Here is a 17,645-nt window from a genome sequence, read left to right as displayed (position 1 = left end):
ATTAGTAATTCTCCACTTGTTTCAAGAAGTTGTTGAGATTCGCACGAATTTCCTCAATGGAGTCCCCGCCGAATTTATCCAAGAAGGCATTCGCCACTTCCCAGGCAATAACATTCTCCATAATGACGCCCGCAGCCGGGACTGCGCAAGTATCGGAGCGCTCAACCTGCGCTGTGAATACTTCTTTCGTATCGATATCAACGCTTTGCAGCGGTTTGTAGAGTGTCGAGATCGGCTTCATCACACCGCGAACGATAATTTGCTCGCCAGTCGTCATCCCGCCTTCGAATCCGCCTGCACGATTCGTTCTGCGTCTAAAGCCACTTTCTTCTGTATATAAAATTTCATCATGTACATTCGATCCTCTGCGCTCCGCAGCTTCAAACCCAATACCGAATTCCACGCCTTTGAATGCTTGAATAGATAGAACCGCTTGCGCAATTTTCCCATCCAGTTTGCGATCCCATTGTACGTGGCTGCCCAATCCTACCGGCACGCCTTCAATGATAACTTCAACGATACCGCCAAGTGTGTCGCCATCTTCTTTGGCAGCGTCGATCGCCGCGATCATTTTGGCTTCCGCTTCTTTGTCAACCACACGCACCGGTGATTCCTCGGTAATGGCAATCAGTTCGTCGATCGGAAGCTCTTGACGCTGTGCTTCTACATCCCCGATGCGGATGACTTGTCCAGCTACCTTGATTCCGAACTCTGCCAGCAATTGGCGTGCTACAGCCCCAGTCGCTACGCGCATGGTCGTTTCGCGGGCACTTGAGCGCTCCAAAATGTTGCGCAGATCTTTTTGATTATATTTCAAACCGCCGTTCAAATCGGCATGCCCAGGGCGAGGACGGTTCACGCGGCGTTTGCCTTCGTTATCCTCTTCGACCGGCTCAATGCCCATAACGGTTGTCCAATGCTTCCAGTCATTGTTAACAACAACTAACGCTATTGGAGCACCTGTTGTTTTGCCATGGCGAACACCGCCGGCAATCGTAGCCGTATCTTTCTCGATTTGCATCCGGCGACCGCGGCCATACCCTTTCTGACGTCTATGTAATTGAAAATTCAAATCCTCAAAGTTAAGGGTTACATTACTTGGAAACCCTTCAATAATCGCAGTGAGCTGCGGTCCATGTGTTTCTCCAGCCGTTAAATATCTCACAATCCGTTACCCCCTATAATTTGGTGAAGCATTTGCTTATAAGTGCTGCCAAGATGAAGTTATTACAAATTCAACTTGAAATTGTTTCCAAACGCTTTAGCGCTTTGACGCGCGATTATCTTTTAGTCATTATAGTATAGGTACTCTGGTTTGGCAACAGCACAAACGCAAAAACACGCTTTGCATATAAGGGGTATTCCCTTAGGCGCAAGCGTGTTAACATCTGCTCAGGAGCAATGGTTACCCGTGCATGGGCTGCTTTTGGACAACTCTTGGAAGTTCTGACATTTGTGGGTCATTCATCAAACCCATGATTTGCGACGAATCTACTCCCAAAATTTGTGCACATTCCTGAATGGAGATCATTCCCCTGCGATAAGCGGTTATCACTTTGCGTTTGTCCATAAGAGCCCCCTAAGAGTTGCATCATTTTTATGTATTGTACTCATTAACGTTCATTGAGCTTTGCTACATCTTAGTATTGGAAGATATGGAAGATCTTATACACCCTTTTTCCTATAAAAGAAAGTATCCGCCGGTTCTAAGTCATATTGCCCTGGTGAAAAGATTTGCTCCGTCGACCCAACGAATAGTAACCCTCCTGGCTTTAATGCTTTTGCAAATTTCTGATATAACACATGCTTCGCTTCTTCAGTAAAGTAAATGATCACATTTCGGCATACAATTAAATCGAACCCGGTATCAAACGTATCGACAAGCAGATTCTGCTTTTGAAATTTAACCGTTTTTTTCAATTCATCTGAAACGTAATACATCAGCTGATCCTGCCAAAAATATTTCTTCACATATTTCTCGGGAACATCTCGCAAGGAGCGATCGAGGTAGGCCGCTTTGCGTGCCTTATCCAGGGCGCCCTCATCGATATCCGTCGCAAGCAAATGGACATCGTTCAAGGCCCCTTGCTCCGCCAAAATCATGGCTAATGTATAAGGCTCCTCTCCTGTAGAACAAGCAGCGCTCCAAACCTTCAGCCGCCGATTCTTTTTGAGCATTTCGGGAATGAATCTTGATTCCACCAGCTCCCAGCGATTCGGGTTCCGCCAAAACTCGGAAACGTTGATTGTCATCCGATCCAGAAATTCATAAAAAAGTTCTTTATTTTTCATCATGGCATCAAAAAAGGAAACAAACGTTTGATAACCACGTTTCATTCGAAGTGTTGTCAGACGTCTTTTCATTTGTGCCTCTTTATAAAGAGCAAGATCTATGGACGTATGTTCTTTTACTTTTTTTATAAATAACAAAAAATCCTGATCTTCTTCCATGTTGTCCACCTACCTTGGTCTTTGTCTAAATAACTTACATTCTTTCATTCGTTGCCAAATTCCTTCAAAGCACGACAAAAAAAAGAACCTGCATCTGGAAAGATGTCAGGTTCTTCAGGTTTTGAATTGCTAAATCCACTGTTGAATGACTTTCGTATAGTCGTGGAGCTCGTCCGCTTTAAAGAAATTGCCGATCTCGCGTTCGGCGCTTTCCGGTGAATCCGAGCCATGAATGAGATTGAAGTTCGTATGTACCGCATAATCGCCACGAATCGTACCAGGTGCCGCTTCCAATGAATTCGTTTTGCCGATTAATGTGCGGGATAAAGGAATAACTTGATCTCCCTGCCACACCATTGCGAAGACAGGACCGGAGGTAATGAAATTAACGAGTCTTTCGTAGAAATCTTTGCCTTCATGTTCAGCATAATGAAATGCGGCTTGTTCTCTCGAGACCATCGTCAATTTGCTGCCAATTAGTTGAAAGCCTTTCTGTTCAAAGCGCTTTACAATTTCACCGATCAGGCCGCGCTGTACGCCATCCGGTTTCACCATCAAGAATGTTTTTTCCATATAACGATATCCTCCTTAGCGTTTTCTTTAGAAAACTTGCTTCATAAGCAACTACTGAGTTTTCGTTAGAAAACTGACTTCCATCGTAGGCCTGTACGCCCAAAAGGGTTAAATCCTATGTATTCCCTCTTAGTTTACACTTTTTGGCAGCTTTTCTCAAATCACTTTAGTACGAGCGATTGCCGATGAAATGTGCAACTTCGATTAAATCTCTTTTGGCTTGCCCGTTCGGCAGCTTATCCAAAGAAGCAATTGCCTTATCAATGTATTTCTGCGACAGCGTATCTGCCATAGCAATACCTTCACTGTGACGGATGATATCCAAAAAAGTGCTAACATCTGTTTGTCCATCCAATTTATGTATACGGTCTAACTCAGCCAAAATAAGCGGTTTAAGGGCCGGGTCCTGCATAGCAAACAAGACAGGAATCGTAATGTTGCCTTGCTTCACATCGGAACCTGGCGGTTTCCCGATCTGCTTCTCGGTCCCGATAAGATCCAGAATATCGTCTCTGATTTGGAAAGCCATCCCCACGTTGTAGCCAAAACCATAAAGTTTATTGCTAATCCAATCCGGTGCGTCCGCAGCCATTGCACCCAATTGACAGGAAATAGCGATAAGCAGCGCTGTTTTGCGCCTGATTCTCAATAAGTAATCACGAATTGTTTGCTCGGAGTGAAAAAAGAAGCGAATTTGTTCCATCTCACCAATGGACATCTCTACAATCGCTTTAGACATGATCTGATGTACCGCAGGCTTGTGAATTTGAGTGATGACGCCTAGTGCCTTTGCGAAGATGTAATCACCTGTATACATCGCAATCCGGTTATCCCATTTGGATCGGACTGTTAATTGCCCGCGTCTTGTATTCGCATCATCAATAACATCATCGTGAACAAGCGATGCCATATGAATGAGCTCCAACGGCACGGCCACGCGCTTCATCGTTTCCAACTGATAATTGCCGAACTCACCTGAAAGCAGTACAAAAACAGGACGAATTCGTTTGCCGCCAGCTTTCAATAGATGATTTGACGTTTCTCTCAACATGGCATGATCGGAGTATACGCTTTCCTCAAGCGTTTTTTCAATAGCCGCTATATCTTTTTTCTTTCTTGAATAAATATCGATTAAATTTTTCATTCTGTCACCCGTGCCACTTTATTCTCTGACCATAAAGCGATGTTTACCGGCTTCGGCAGGAACCCAAGCTCATAACAATACTTGTAATAGGAGGCAAGCCCTTCCCATTGTTCCGGACCAAAATCATAACATAACGTATGAAAGTAATGATGCCAATAGGAAGCCGTACCGCCAACGGAAGCTTGCGCCTCCTCAATCATTTCTTCCGGACTACGATGTGCTTTCGCTTTACTTGCCATGAATGCATTAAACACATTAGCCACAAGCTCCGGATACAGGTCTGCCGTCTCCCTGCGTATCGCCCATACGGCAAACGAAATCCACTGTCCTGTCCATTTCGCCCATTCTTGCCCAAGATCCGTAATCATATACGTTTTATTGCGCCAACTCTCTTTAATTGCATCATCTCCGATGAGCAGTGCACCGTCCCCAAGCGCCATCATCTGCTCGACATCGGGAGTTGCATATTCATAGGTGGGTTTCCCCTCGTAAAACTTCTCAAGGATGATCTTGAGCAAATTTACCGATGTAGCTGAGGTTGTGGGCAGCAAAATATGTCCGTTCGCAATCTCGCGGAGCGGCTTCTCATGAAACAGCAGGATGGAATTGACTTCTCCATATGCACTTACGGAAAGATCCGGATATAACAAATAATTCTCAAAGGACTCTCCATAAGCAAAAGAGGAGATTGGCCCCATGTCAATGTCTCCGGCAGCCATCGCTTTATTCAACGAAGTCGGAACCTGCTCAATAATATCGACCTCCGACGTGTTCATCAGTTCAGGAAAATAATAATAGATCGGCCAGACGTTGGTATAATTGATACGGCCAATACGAATTTTCGGGTCAGAGCTACTCATCGTTATCACCCCATCTTCGGTACAAGGAATGCTCAATGTCCATACTGTCCAGCACCTTGCCTACCAAGAAATCGACCATTTCCTCAATAGAGCTAGGACGATGATAAAAGGCTGGCATAGCCGGAATCATACGTACGCCCATTCTAGACAAGGTCAGCATGTTTTCCAAATGTATGGCATGCAATGGCGTTTCCCTTGGAACCAGAATTAATTTTCTTCCTTCTTTCAGCATCACATCGGCTGTCCGTTCCAGCAAATTATCGGACGAGCCGTGCGCGATGCCAGATAACGTGCCCATCGAGCAAGGGATGACAACCATCCCCTTTGTCCGAAAGGATCCACTGGCAACAGTTGCTCCAATATCAGCAATCGGATGGTGCTCGAATGAGCCTGCACGGCCGCCAAAATGCTCTTGCAGCATTTCTTTGCGTTTGCTTGCCTGCCAGCCCATCTCATCATGCAGCACTCGCCAACCGGCCTCTGTGACAATCAAATGCACATCCAAGCCTTGATCCAGCATGACCTGACACAACCGAACGCCATAAACAGCTCCGCTTGCCCCAGTAATCCCTACCACCCAATTGCCGCCGCTCATAAGTACTCTCTCACAAGCACATCAAGCAGTGTAAAAGCAAACATCACAAGACTAAGTACACCGTTCATTGTAAAAAAGGCTGTATTCAATTTAGATAAATCCTGTGGCGAAACAAGTCTGTGTTCTTTGTACAAAATAAAATAAGCAATAACGAGTCCTACTAGATAAAACCAGCTCAAATGTGTAATGAAGAATAAGGTAACCAGACCAACCGCTGTCAGTACGTGAAGGACACGAGCTGTGTTCAATGCTGCCTTGATGCCAAAGCGGCTAGGCAAGGAATGAAGACCTTCATTGCGGTCAAATTCGGCATCCTGACACGCATAGATGAGATCAAATCCAGCGCTCCAGCAAACGACCGTTAAATAAAATATGATGGACGCCCATGTGAATTCACCCGTTACGGCAATCCAGCCGCCAAGCGGTGCCAAGCCTAAAGTCAAACCGAGCACAAAGTGGCAGGTCCAAGTAAACCTTTTGGTATAAGAGTAAAAGACAAGAAAAAACACTGCGATAGGCAGCAGTTTCATGGATAAGGAGCTTAGATTGGAAGTTGCCCAGAAAAGCAAAGCAAAAGAAATAATAATATAAATAATAACTTGCGGAATGGAGATTAACCCGGCGGGTATTGCGCGATTCTCGGTGCGCGGATTTTTCTTATCAATCGCTTTATCAATAACACGATTTAAGGCCATCGCAGCGGTTCTAGCTCCCACCATCGCTAGTGTGATCCAGCCAATTTGAGCCCAGCTCGGCAAATGTCCCTTTAATACTACGGAGCCCAGAATCGCTCCCATGAATGCAAAAGGCAGTGCAAAGACACTGTGTTCGAATTTAATCATTTCCAGAAAGATTTTTAGTTTAGTAAACATATGCGCATTACTCTCCTGATTTCGTATTCCCCTTGGTGCCAATATGCAAGGCCGCAACTCCGCCGGTTAACGGGTAAGCCTGTACATTCTTTAATCCTAGGTTTGTAAATATAGCCGCTAATTGTTTGTGGTCGGGAAAATGAATTAATGATTCCGGCAGCCATTTGTACTGCTCGTATTTCTGGGCAATCATCTTACCTAAAAAAGGCAGGACGCGTTGGAAATAAAAATAATAGATGGACTTAAACGGCTGCCATGTCGGTTTGGACAATTCCAGAGACACAACTAGTCCTCCTGGCTTAACGACACGCTGCATTTCACGAATGACTTGCTCCAAATCAGGTACATTCCGGAGGGCAAATCCGATCGTTGCATAGTCAAACGTGTTATCGTCAAAGGGAAGACTCATCGCATTGCCTTGAATTAATTTAATCTGCTTGTCCAAGTGAAGCTGCTTAATTTTCTCTGCACCATAATCCAGCATGTTTTGGCTGAAATCAAGCCCCACCATCTTGCCGGTGCCGCTTGCTTTGGCTAGAGAGATGGTCCAATCACAAGTGCCGCAGCATAAATCAATCGCTGTCTCGCCAGGCTGAACATTCATCTTCTTCATCGTAAATTTACGCCATGCTTTGTGCCTGTTGAAACTTAAAATATTGTTCATTAAATCATACTTTGGCGCAATGCTCTCGAAGACCGAGTGGACGAACTCTTCTTTGGTTTTTGAGTTTTTAACGGGTGTTTTTGATTTTGTCATATTCATCTGTCAGTTCACCTCAAATTTCTTCCAGCACTTTGGGCTGCTTGGCTAAAAAACGCAGGAACGGCTCGCCTATGTGAAACAGTTCACTTATTAGTTTGTCCGATTCAAGCTGCTTCACTTTAGCTTGCAGCAGCTTCGTCTGAGAATCCAGCATTTGATACAGTTGCGAAGGGATATGATATTTGTGCACCAGTGTACGGACTTTCGCTTGATCCGACTCCTCGGTTTGGAGCTGCTTCCGCTCATCCTTAGTACCATGCTGCAAAATGTGCCAGAATCCCCAGCTGCCTTTGAAATCCGAAGCAGACTCCAATCGGAATATTTCTTCGAAGAGCACTTCACATTTCGTATAACTTCTCAAAATCTCCGGCCAAGCTTGGTCATACACCTCAGACATGAACTCCGAGAATGACAAAAAAAGCTGAGATTTAATCTCCACCGTTTGGTGAATGTAATCTTCTGCCGATAATTTCAGTTGCTTCATTTTCATGTACGTATTCATCTTTAACCTGTTGACATCACAAATGGCATTCGACAATTGCTTAATCATGTCAATTTGGCCGGCACCGGCAAGGAGATGATAGAAGCGAGAACTGAAATAATCTCCAGCAAGAACTTTAAGCTGTCTGGATCTTGCCGCTTTTTTCTCTTTAATGTCATTTGAAGCCGTAACCAATTCATGGGTGTCGAGTGCAAGCTGCACAAGCGATGTCGCTAATGTGTACAACTCACTGGAGGTGCTCAATTTACTATTTCCGTTCAAGAATGCAAACAACAGACGGGTGCGCAGCTCCGGGAAATCGGGCAAGTCTGTGTGAATTTGGATCATATCATACTCCGTATACTGCTTAGCGATCTCTGGGATCCGATAAGAATTCATGCAAAAGCCTCCGTAACCGTGTGCCAAATCTCATTAAGGTTGGTCAAGTTTCAATTCAAATCATTATATCATAACACGTAAAGAGACGCACAATTAATTATAAAGGATATCTTTGCTGCCATTTCGAGGTATACGTAATCCGAAACCGATTCTGCAGCTCCTGTTCAAGTTGAATAAGGCTGAGCTCATTTGCGCCCTTCTCCATATCCTTCCCAGATTCACGCTCGGCAACCATGGCAAGAACAAGCTGTGTTGAGGCGTTATCCGTGGCATTGGAATAATCGATTACCCGCACCCAGACTTGGTTCACATTTTTTGTTTTCATCAGCATAGTCTGAGCGATTGTGTATAAATCCCGGTAGACGGCTGCCGAGTCCGCATTTTTAGGCAAACTCAAATCAAGCGACATGCGGGCGTTGGTCAACTCGACTTTGCGGATCCGCATTTGCAGAGGCACTTGAACGAGTAGATCCGGTAAATTATTATCCGTTACTTGCCCTATTCGGTTGCTTGGCCAGTGGTATGGTGAGCTTAATCCCATTGAGCTATCCATTTTGGGCAGTAAAGATAAACAAACGACTATGACAATAGATACCGCTAGCGTCATTACGATGCGCATCGACCATCTCATATCATATTGCACCTCCTGGCTATTCAGCAAGAGCAAATCGGACTATAAACATTGCTTCTGTTACAAGCTCTATACACCATTGTACAAAGAAAAAAAGCAGGCTATGCCTGCTTTATCAATAATAAATTATTCTTCGGTATCTACTGTGCCGTATTTCGTAATGATAAGCGCTTTACCTCTGACCTTAACTGCGGAGGTGTGCTCTGTAAACTGGGCAATCATAACCTCGCCCTTGTCCAATTTCTCCGTATGATGAAAGCGTGTGTCCTGACCGCGTGTTAGTCCAATAACATGAACGCCATTATCTTTGGCTTTGATAACGAAATATTCATTGCCGTTCGTATTCGATTGGTTCATTTTGTTCGAATCGTCCATTCTCATCCTCCGTTCTTGCCTTCACTTCATATACCCTTACCTAATGATGCCAAAAAAAGCATCCCGAAGTCAACTAGCCCCTAAATTGAAACTTCATTCGAAGTTGTTTGCAGGCCGTTGCCGTAATATTTCTTGAATCTGGCTGGCAGCACGCGCGTAGAACCCAATCGAATAAGGAAATCCGATAGCTTGACCGTCCCATAAGCGAATAGCATCCCGGCAAATACATCAATTAACCAATGGATCTGCAGATACAGTGTTGAGAAGATGATCGCAGCACAGTAAGTCACCATCATCGTTTTGAAAATACGATCTTTCTCTCGTAAGGCCAGAAGAAGCATAGCAAAGGAAATCGAAGTGTGCATACTCGGAAAACAGTTCATCACGGCTACAAGCAATGAGTTCTGATCCGCAAATACACGATTTAATAAATCCGGCTGTTTATTCACATACCACACTTCATGCAGCAAAATAAGGTTGTAGAATGGTAAAATTAACGGAAACTGCAGCATGTGACCGGATAATGCGTACGATAGCATTTTCTTGATACTGCGTGTCCAAAAGCTTCTCACAATGCAGATCCATAGGGATAAAACAAAGCCATAATTATAAATCCAAACCATGGCTTTATCCAGGGAAGGAGTAGCAATCCATCTCGCCCATCCGCCCGTATTCAGAGGAATCGCATTCATATATTCATCCCAGTGCCAGGGATGGCGGTTATTTTCAAACATCCAGTTGGCGATTTTCCACCAAAATCCGTTGCCGGACCCGTAGAAATAATAAAACACGCCGAGCAGCGGTATACCGAAAAGAAAAAACCGCTTCCAATCCACATCAACTTGATCTTTGCGAACACCTAGCAAGCAGATCAACAACAAGATCCAACATTCTTTACTCCAGTTGCCGACCACGCCAATTCGCCAAACCAAGTAAATCGATGCAATAATACCGAACATTGTCCAATCTTGGGACTTTACTAGCTCGTTCAGTTTCACCTTATTCAAGACTGTTCCCCCTAAATCATCTAAGAAGTGCTTATCAATCGGAACAAGCCTCTGCAAGAGAAAAAGACATCATACTTTCGATGTCTTTTTCATAATCGGAGTAACACGATTCGAACGTGCGACCTCACCCACCCCAAGGGTGCGCGCTACCAGGCTGCGCCATACCCCGTCTGTATCCCCAAGCTACTTATTCACTTTGTAATTATAGTAGGAGATTTTCGAATTGTAAAGGCATTTTCTGCCTGTAAATGAATAAAACCGTGACAGCAAAATGCGGCCACGGCTTTGTTGTTATATAACGTTCAATAGTATGTAAAACGCAATTATTGAATGCCATCTTTAAGTGCTTTACCAGGAAATCACCTATAACTCAATTAAATTGGATTTTTCATTGATATTACTAGACTGATAGGGATACTATTACAGTAAACAAAAAATGCATTACTGTAATAATAATTTTAATTCTCTGGTGGGGGCAGCCCCCCGCTATTTGACTTATTTATCAAGACTGTATTGATATAGAAACGGATCTAAAATCCCTTTATAATAGAAGAGGAAAATTCAATGAACAAAGATGGTGCTATTAATTGGGATATAATGAATTATTAAAAATAATGAATAGGTTAGACCCTTTGGACAGACTGCTTGCCTTTTCAAGGTATTACAGTTCGTTAAAAATAAATGGTCTACATTATGTTTATTTTGATGCTAAAGAAAATACCTTGGCTATCTGTAATAATAATCATACTACCCATCACTTAGGGACTGCCTTTCTTATCAAGAATAAGTTTGAAGGGCTTGAGACTAACACGGTAAGATCTTATGCCCAAGATGTAAAAAAGTTTCTAGATTATTTGTCATTTTGGGAACTTGATCTTAGAGACGCAGAGAACTTAAGAATTGTAATAGTTGGATTTATTGATTACTTGAGACTTATCCCTATAAAGGAGAAAGTGGTATCGTCAGTGCTTGAGTGGACTCTTTTGAAAGAGGTGCCCCTTAATGAAGAAGGCAGAACATATGGTAAGGTTATTCAAACTTCAATTAATAAGTTTGGATCGCTAGAGAAGGCTAAATTCATGGAAACAAGCATCTCATATTTAAGTAAGACTGTTGATACGATACTTCATTTTATAGAGTTCCTTCAAAAAAGAAGCGAAAGTCACGTTAAACTCAATATTAATGTTTTTCCCAAGAAAAGAAAAAAAGTCAAGTCAATTTTAGCCGGTACGCTTGGTGAGGGGAGCCAGTCCGTTTATAATGTTGCATCTATAATCAAAGAAGCTGGCTTAGAATCAAAAAGCAGCGGTGAAAAGATTGCCCCACTTATAGAAGAAGTGTTTACAATAGATGAAGCAAATCAATTTTTATCTGTAATTGATAGAAAACATCGTCAAACAAGATTCCTTTTTTATCTATTAAAACATTTTGGATTGAGAGTGTCTGAGGCAGCCAACCTACAAATCGATGTAGATACTTTACCTAAAAATTTGTTAACAATGGAGTACTTTAGTGCACTTGAACATTTAAAAGAGCATTTGCGAGGAGATATTGAATTTTCAAATCGATTGAATAAATGGGTATGTTATGTGAAGGAAAGAGACAACCAAAGATACGATTCCCAACACAAGAGCGGTGATCGGGAGATTCCGCTTATATTTTCGTCATCAGAGTTTTTGGACATGTTGCTTGATGCTCTGAAAGAAAGATATTTGCTTGCCAGAAATGTACAGACTGATGAGGGCTTCTTATTTTTGTCAAACTGTAATCGAACTAAAGGAAAGCCAATTACAGGAAGCAGCGTTGGACAAAAGTTTAGCTACATTGTTGCAAAGAAACAAAACGAACTAAAGTCTGATTTTACTCCCTTCAGTCCTCATACATTTAGGCACTTTTATGCTACTTACTTACTAAAGGTTTTAAGAATTGATATTAGTGATGTTAGCCGATGGTTGGGCCATTCTAGCGTTGAAGTGACCAGAACCATATATTCACATTATCTAGCTACAGAAGAGGATAATGACTATGGTACGGTCTCAAACATGCACCAGACACTGGGGAACACTATAGGCAGAAAGGAATAGGAATGAGCTCCTTGGATTGGATAACTTGGGAAGAGTTTCGTGGTTCTATGCTAAATTTGCATAATACAACAAATACAACTAGATCAATTTCTAGGTTTGTTGAGAAAGAAAAAATCTTTATGAATCTATACGAGTGGTTCATGGATACATATCCTTCTTACTTAGATTGGCTGAAAACTCCTGTCAGTGTAAGGAAGAAATACGTTAACGAATCTATTCCTTGTGCTGAACTATATTTCATATTAACGTGGGCCATCAAAAAAGAAATTTTCAATTCGGTGTATAAAGAACATGTCTTAGAGTATCTAATGACCGATCAACATAAGAGCATGAAAAATTGGATAAGAATTGCACAAGTTTTTGGATATTGTAACGAGATCGAATTTGAATATATAAATCAAACAGGTCTTGGATTGATATCTAGGTTAAAAAAGTACTTATCCATCCATTGTATGGTTTTGAATAAACCTTTCAAATCGTTTACAGATAACGACGTTGAAGCGGTACCCCGTTTATTCGTTGGGACAAAGTACACGGCAAAAGCAATCCAGGATTTAAGGATTAAACTCGGTTACACCAATAAAACCATGAAAGTAAATCAAATTAAAAGGAGAAATTGGACTACTTTATTTAATGAAAAGCAATGGGGTCCTATGTTTGATCTCTTTCAGCAATATCTCATTTCAAGTGATGCGAAACCAAAGTACATTGCCATGATGGGTGTCGTTATAACAAAGCTTCTTTGTTATTTAGAACAACATGGATTATCTCAATGTTCCGATTTCAAGTATGAAGATTTCGTTCGATTCACAGACTGGCTTTTGAAAGAAATGAGCCCGGCCTCCGCCATGCTTTATATTTCAAAAATCAAGGTGTTTTTTCAATGGGGTGTCAATGAATCATCCTTCTTTCCAAATAAAATTGATTTTCCAGATGATTATTGGAGTCGCCTCTACAAGATCGTAAAAGATGACCGCATCAAAAGCGACGGGCTGGCTTTTAAAGAGGAAGGTATAGCTGATCAAATCGTTAAAGCACTCACAAATTATAATCCCCAGAATGAACACGAGGAACTTTGCCGTTGGTTTTGGCTGATCATTGCAAGTTGTCCGGCCAGGTTTTCTTTTATATTAAATTTAGAATCCCAATACGCCATTCAACCGCTACCCAACGAACCATCTGCCTATGGAGTGTATTCCCAAGATGCCGATAAGGCAGGAAATAAATATGGTCAATTCCCTATTCTAGACCAGATCGGCATTCAAGCTTTGTATGCTCTTCAAAACAGGATCAAACGGAAGAATTTTAAAGCTATTTATAACGAATCGAATAAACGGACCTATATTCATTTATTTCAGCTTGACAAAGCCCCTTGGCTTCTCTCTGAAGAGACAGTCAGAAGTTTTTTTAACGAGATTATAAAACCACAGCTAGCCAATCTTGAATTGGAATTTAAAAATCTTAGTGGAGCAGCCCATAGCTTTAGACATCACTTGCTTACACAAATTGCTTTAATTTCAGGAGATGTCGAGGTTGTCATGACTGCTGCCGGTCATCAAGATGAGAAGATGACCCGCGAATATTTGAAGAGTAAGGTTTCCCGTACAGCCCTCCTTTTCAAAGTAATGAATAAATATGAGAGCGGCGAAATTACAGGCAAGTTCTATTTCAGATTATTAGAACTGCTTACAAGCGAAGAATCTCCGGTAGACGCCATGTTAAGAGCATTAACAACGGAAATGAATCTGGAGCAGTTTTTGGGCACTTATGGTAAGAAAATGGATATGGGGTACTGTTTGGGGCCAAGTAGTTGTAATAATTGGTTAAAATGCTGGGGTTGCCATCATTTTTTGATGACTAGAGAAGAAATTGTATCAGCCATCAAGACTTTAGCACATCAAATCATCAACATGAGAGAAATGATCAAGAACAGCCGTGATTTCACTTATAATAATTCGATTGCCGCAGGTCAAATGAAAGGAATCACTCTTATTGTAAAAAGGCTGGGTGATCTTAAAATTTCTCAAGATCAAATTACTTCTATGGTGAATCAGTATTTATCAGGACAAGATATTAAGGTGGTGGCAAATTGATTGGTCTGGAGGCTAAAAAAAGTCCCTCGTCTACACCTTCATTTATTAAGGTAGATAACCTCTATATCCAGTTGTATGCTGAGAAACATATAACAGCCAACGAACTCTTCTTATTTAGGGGAAAAATAACGCAATCCGTTCTTGACACTCCTTTTAAATACTACTCTAATCAGTTTTCAGATTATCAAGATTCAAAAGTAGACAAAGCTTACGCATATATTCTTGGCTTCCTTCAGAGAATAACAATCCCCCTAGAATGGCTTTTGCAGTCGTCTGTAAATCCATCTTCTTATCCAATTGAAGCAGTGGAAAACTTTCAAGTTTTTGAACAATTATATGATAAATATTATCCTAATTATTACAAACTTGATGTTAAAGACAAAACTCTAAAACAAAAAAGAAAAAAGAAGGTGCTTCTGTATATATTCAAGCTTTGGCTCGCTGGCTATGCCCTCTTTCCCAGGCTTGGACGAAAAGCAATTAATCATGAAGTTCTAAAACAAATTACAGAACGGGATGCTTCGACGCAAGTAATTGATACTATTCGATTTCTTTCATTTATTCTATACCACGAAGCTCACTCATTAGTTAAAGAAATTCTTCAAGTTAAGAATAACACCCCCTTATTTAAAAGGGAATTTAACAAATGGAATAACATCATGAATAGTTATCCCTCCGAGCTCACAAGGTCTATCCATGAATATAACTTCAACATATCGTATTTACGTGTCAACAATGTTGGAATTACGTCAAAACCACAAGAAGATTCTATAACCCTTTCATCTTGGGTCACTTATTCGGCATCCTTAATAAACTTTGCTGAAGAGTTAGGCATCAATCAGGTAAATACAATTCAAGAAGCTTTATCACATGGAATCCGACATTTTCTTAGCAGGAATAGAATGATGAATTACTCAGATGACTTTGCTAAGAATACCCGAATTGCCATTCGAAAGTGGTTGGAATGGTTGTCCGAGGCTCAACAATTAAACCTAAATATTCTCAAGATTGTCCCTTTCAAATTGAGCAGACGAACCAAGACCTTCGGGAAGTTAATCGATGTTGCTTCCGCGCATCTTCTGATAGAAACTCTACTTGACGATCATTCAAGTTACTTTGATGAGAATAAAATTTTTGACTTTCGACTTCGCCGAGCATGTTTAATCCAGGTCGCTACAGGTGCTCGAGGTAGTGAAGTAGGACTACTACTTAAAGATTGTTTACGAAATGATCATTTAGGAACGGTATGGCTCCATTTTCACAAAACCAAAAATGGTAACCCCCATGATGTTGTTGCCCGTTCCGATGTTCAAAAATGGGTGGCTGAACTTCAAACGATGTCTCCAAGTCACAAGATTGCTGCTCCAAAAGCATTATATCCTGCTGGCGATGATTTAAACGAATTCCGACTTTTTGCAAATTTCTTTGAAGATGGCCCTTTAACTTACGATGGTATTAACTCGTTCCTTGAAAAAATTCAACATAAGATTTGGGGAAAGCAACACCCTAATGGACGAGCTTATACATCACACGATTTAAGAAGAATTCATACGCTTTATATGAGGATAAAGGGAAAAACAAAACACGAAATTCAAGACCAACTTGGTCAAACGAATGTTGACTCTCAATTACCCTATCTCGCAACTAAACCCCTAGCCCATCAACAATGGTTTAAAGAAATTGCGCAGAAAGGTATCTACAAAAACGTGTCAAATTTAGAGAATGATCATGAAGGCGTTACCGTACCACTTGATACGGTCCTTGAACAAACCGCCAAATTTGAAGTGTCTGCCCATGATATTTCTGATGTGGTCAAAAAGATGATTGAAGAACAGGTTACGACTGACATATCACCATCATTCTCAACACCATCTGGAACATTGGCCATAAATCAGGTTTCAGCTGGATTCCCGCGTAGAACCCATAATTGCAGGGCTCACGAACTATTGAACTGTGGACACACAGAATTGCACTGTTTTAGTTGTAAAAAATATATGCCAGATTCTGATATGTTGAATGAGCATAAAGCAGAAGTGCTGCGCTACATGATATTAACCAAACACAATGAATATCAAGCTAAGAAAAACAAGGACGCTTTGGAAAAGGAAACCATTCTTATTCGAGCAAATGACATTCGCTTGCTTATAAAGGAAACCTTTCATGAACTTTTTAAAAAGTTCGATCTTACTGAAGATTCGGCAGGTAAGATCGAGATAGAATTACAAAAAAAAGCTGAGATCTACTGGCGTAAAAATGGAAAAACGAAACCTTCCCTTACCTTTCATGAAGCTTTTCAATTAATAACAATGGAGAAAACAAATGCCTAGGAAATATAATCGTTCCGATCTTACGCGTGAAGCCGCTCAAGTAAAAAGACATGTAATCAATGAATTCCGACGAGGGAGAAAGACGAAACTTGTAAAGAATGAAGTTTTCGAACTCGTTGCCTCAAAGTTAGGCTTGAAAAGCAACCGAATGCTTTGGCAGGGTGAAGCTTTTGATTATTTAAACGATTGGTTTTCTAAGTTAGAGAATAGTATCTCCGAATTAAATCAAGTCCCCCATGTCGATAGCGATGTGGACGAGAATACTAGTACTGATGAAATGAAAAATATTAAAAACCTGCTTAAATCCAAGAATATACTTATTCAAGAATACCAAAATGCTCTACGTGAAGTCAGGAGAGAAAATGAGGATTTGCGCAAAAAATTAATCGAGAAATATGGAAATGTTGATTATTAGCTGCATGCTTAACTAGAAATATGTAAGTTATTCTAAAAGTTCGAGACTTTCTAGCGCCGAGGGACTGTGAAATAATATAGCACCTAACTATCAAAGTATAGTGAATTTTGATTAACACCCTAGTAGTATCAATGCAATACGGGTGTTTACTTCCTCACTTTCTGTCCCTGTAACTATTCTGCTGTAAACCTCATGTTTCTCGAATGCGAAAAGCTGAATAACAGTTTATAACCTGCGCCGGGATGATGGAATAAGGCGATAACACTGCCAAAAATGCATTGGCTTCGAACATTTTGTTGAAATATTTGAGTAATGTGGAGCAAATTGATCCAATTGATCTAGCTTTCAGGTGAGTGAGAGCCATCACTCCGGCATTTTTGAGCCACCCTTCCGGTGACGAGAGCCGTCGTGGTTTATACAAAGCGTTTTGTACCCTACCAGGTCATAAAGAAGCAGGTATCGTTCTTACTATCAACGAAATACGAAATACCATGAAAGACAGCCCGCAAGTCGTCCAAAAGAACGAAAGACGGGCTGCCTATTACTTTTATTTTGACTAGCCTTTCCCTAAGATT

General features: G+C 41.3%; 17 protein-coding genes and 1 tRNA gene. 4 read left to right on the top strand and 14 right to left on the bottom strand.

Annotated elements, in window-relative coordinates; all coding sequences use genetic code 11:
* Position 1: 1 nt before the first annotated feature.
* The 14 genes from aroC to PCH02S_RS06875 all read right to left on the bottom strand — a co-directional run bounded on the left by aroC (position 2) and on the right by PCH02S_RS06875 (position 10,320).
* Positions 2-1,165 (bottom strand): chorismate synthase, encoded by a 1,164-nt coding sequence (gene aroC, locus PCH02S_RS06935; RefSeq protein WP_127451384.1) that lies wholly within the window; start codon positions 1,163-1,165, stop codon positions 2-4.
* A gap of 240 nt (positions 1,166-1,405) precedes the next feature.
* A complete protein-coding gene (locus tag PCH02S_RS35605) occupies positions 1,406-1,570 on the bottom strand; it encodes a hypothetical protein (RefSeq protein WP_164819464.1) in 165 nt (54 codons plus the stop codon).
* Between the two features lie 95 nt (positions 1,571-1,665).
* Positions 1,666-2,451, bottom strand: a complete 786-nt coding sequence (locus PCH02S_RS06930; RefSeq protein WP_127451382.1) for a CheR family methyltransferase — start codon at positions 2,449-2,451, stop codon at positions 1,666-1,668.
* A 129-nt stretch (positions 2,452-2,580) separates the two neighbouring features.
* A complete protein-coding gene (gene ndk, locus PCH02S_RS06925) occupies positions 2,581-3,024 on the bottom strand; it encodes a nucleoside-diphosphate kinase (RefSeq protein ID WP_127451380.1) in 444 nt (147 codons plus the stop codon).
* A 166-nt stretch (positions 3,025-3,190) separates the two neighbouring features.
* Positions 3,191-4,168, bottom strand: coding sequence for a polyprenyl synthetase family protein (locus PCH02S_RS06920; RefSeq protein ID WP_127451378.1), 978 nt, complete (start codon positions 4,166-4,168; stop codon positions 3,191-3,193).
* Complete coding sequence (locus PCH02S_RS06915) at positions 4,165-5,028, bottom strand: menaquinone biosynthesis protein (protein ID WP_127451376.1); 864 nt, start codon at positions 5,026-5,028, stop codon at positions 4,165-4,167. Before PCH02S_RS06915 ends, PCH02S_RS06920 begins: the two co-directional genes overlap by 4 nt.
* A complete protein-coding gene (locus PCH02S_RS06910; RefSeq protein WP_127451375.1) occupies positions 5,021-5,623 on the bottom strand; it encodes a UbiX family flavin prenyltransferase in 603 nt (200 codons plus the stop codon). Before PCH02S_RS06910 ends, PCH02S_RS06915 begins: the two co-directional genes overlap by 8 nt.
* Positions 5,620-6,495 carry a UbiA-like polyprenyltransferase gene (locus PCH02S_RS06905; protein ID WP_127451373.1) on the bottom strand — a complete coding sequence of 292 codons (876 nt, stop codon included), beginning with the start codon at positions 6,493-6,495 and terminating at the stop codon, positions 5,620-5,622. Before PCH02S_RS06905 ends, PCH02S_RS06910 begins: the two co-directional genes overlap by 4 nt.
* Positions 6,496-6,502: 7 nt before the next feature.
* Complete coding sequence (locus PCH02S_RS06900) at positions 6,503-7,252, bottom strand: demethylmenaquinone methyltransferase (protein ID WP_127451806.1); 750 nt, start codon at positions 7,250-7,252, stop codon at positions 6,503-6,505.
* Positions 7,253-7,271: 19 nt separating this feature from the next.
* The gene (locus PCH02S_RS06895) at positions 7,272-8,138 is read right to left on the bottom strand and encodes a heptaprenyl diphosphate synthase component 1 (protein ID WP_127451372.1); all 867 of its coding nucleotides are present in this window, start codon (positions 8,136-8,138) and stop codon (positions 7,272-7,274) included.
* A 97-nt stretch (positions 8,139-8,235) separates the two neighbouring features.
* Complete coding sequence (locus PCH02S_RS06890) at positions 8,236-8,769, bottom strand: hypothetical protein (protein ID WP_127451370.1); 534 nt, start codon at positions 8,767-8,769, stop codon at positions 8,236-8,238.
* Positions 8,770-8,895: 126 nt separating this feature from the next.
* Entirely contained in the window at positions 8,896-9,144 is a 249-nt protein-coding gene (gene mtrB / locus PCH02S_RS06885; RefSeq protein WP_246068976.1) for a trp RNA-binding attenuation protein MtrB, read from the bottom strand.
* An 80-nt stretch (positions 9,145-9,224) separates the two neighbouring features.
* Positions 9,225-10,142, bottom strand: coding sequence for a phosphatase PAP2 family protein (locus PCH02S_RS06880; RefSeq protein WP_246068989.1), 918 nt, complete (start codon positions 10,140-10,142; stop codon positions 9,225-9,227).
* A 104-nt stretch (positions 10,143-10,246) separates the two neighbouring features.
* Positions 10,247-10,320: transfer RNA gene (locus PCH02S_RS06875), tRNA-Pro, on the bottom strand.
* 418 nt (positions 10,321-10,738) lie between these two features.
* On the opposite strand from PCH02S_RS06875, the gene PCH02S_RS06870 reads away from it, so the two are divergent.
* Genes PCH02S_RS06870 through PCH02S_RS06855 form a run of 4 tightly spaced genes read left to right on the top strand, consistent with a single transcriptional unit; the run spans position 10,739 to position 17,070 of the window.
* Complete coding sequence (locus PCH02S_RS06870; protein ID WP_127451368.1) at positions 10,739-12,235, top strand: tyrosine-type recombinase/integrase; 1,497 nt, start codon at positions 10,739-10,741, stop codon at positions 12,233-12,235.
* An 11-nt stretch (positions 12,236-12,246) separates the two neighbouring features.
* Positions 12,247-14,328, top strand: a complete 2,082-nt coding sequence (locus PCH02S_RS06865) for a site-specific integrase (RefSeq protein WP_164819463.1) — start codon at positions 12,247-12,249, stop codon at positions 14,326-14,328.
* Positions 14,325-16,655, top strand: coding sequence for a site-specific integrase (locus PCH02S_RS06860; protein ID WP_127451365.1), 2,331 nt, complete (start codon positions 14,325-14,327; stop codon positions 16,653-16,655). The genes PCH02S_RS06865 and PCH02S_RS06860 overlap by 4 nt, the downstream gene beginning before the upstream one ends.
* A complete protein-coding gene (locus tag PCH02S_RS06855) occupies positions 16,648-17,070 on the top strand; it encodes a hypothetical protein (protein WP_127451363.1) in 423 nt (140 codons plus the stop codon). The genes PCH02S_RS06860 and PCH02S_RS06855 overlap by 8 nt, the downstream gene beginning before the upstream one ends.
* Positions 17,071-17,645: the final 575 nt, after the last annotated feature.

Source organism: Paenibacillus chondroitinus NBRC 15376 (assembly GCF_004000765.1).
GTDB lineage: Bacteria > Bacillota > Bacilli > Paenibacillales > NBRC-103111 > Paenibacillus_E > Paenibacillus_E chondroitinus.
Note: the sequence above shows the minus strand (reverse complement) of the source record. Positions and strands in the feature narration are given on the sequence as shown.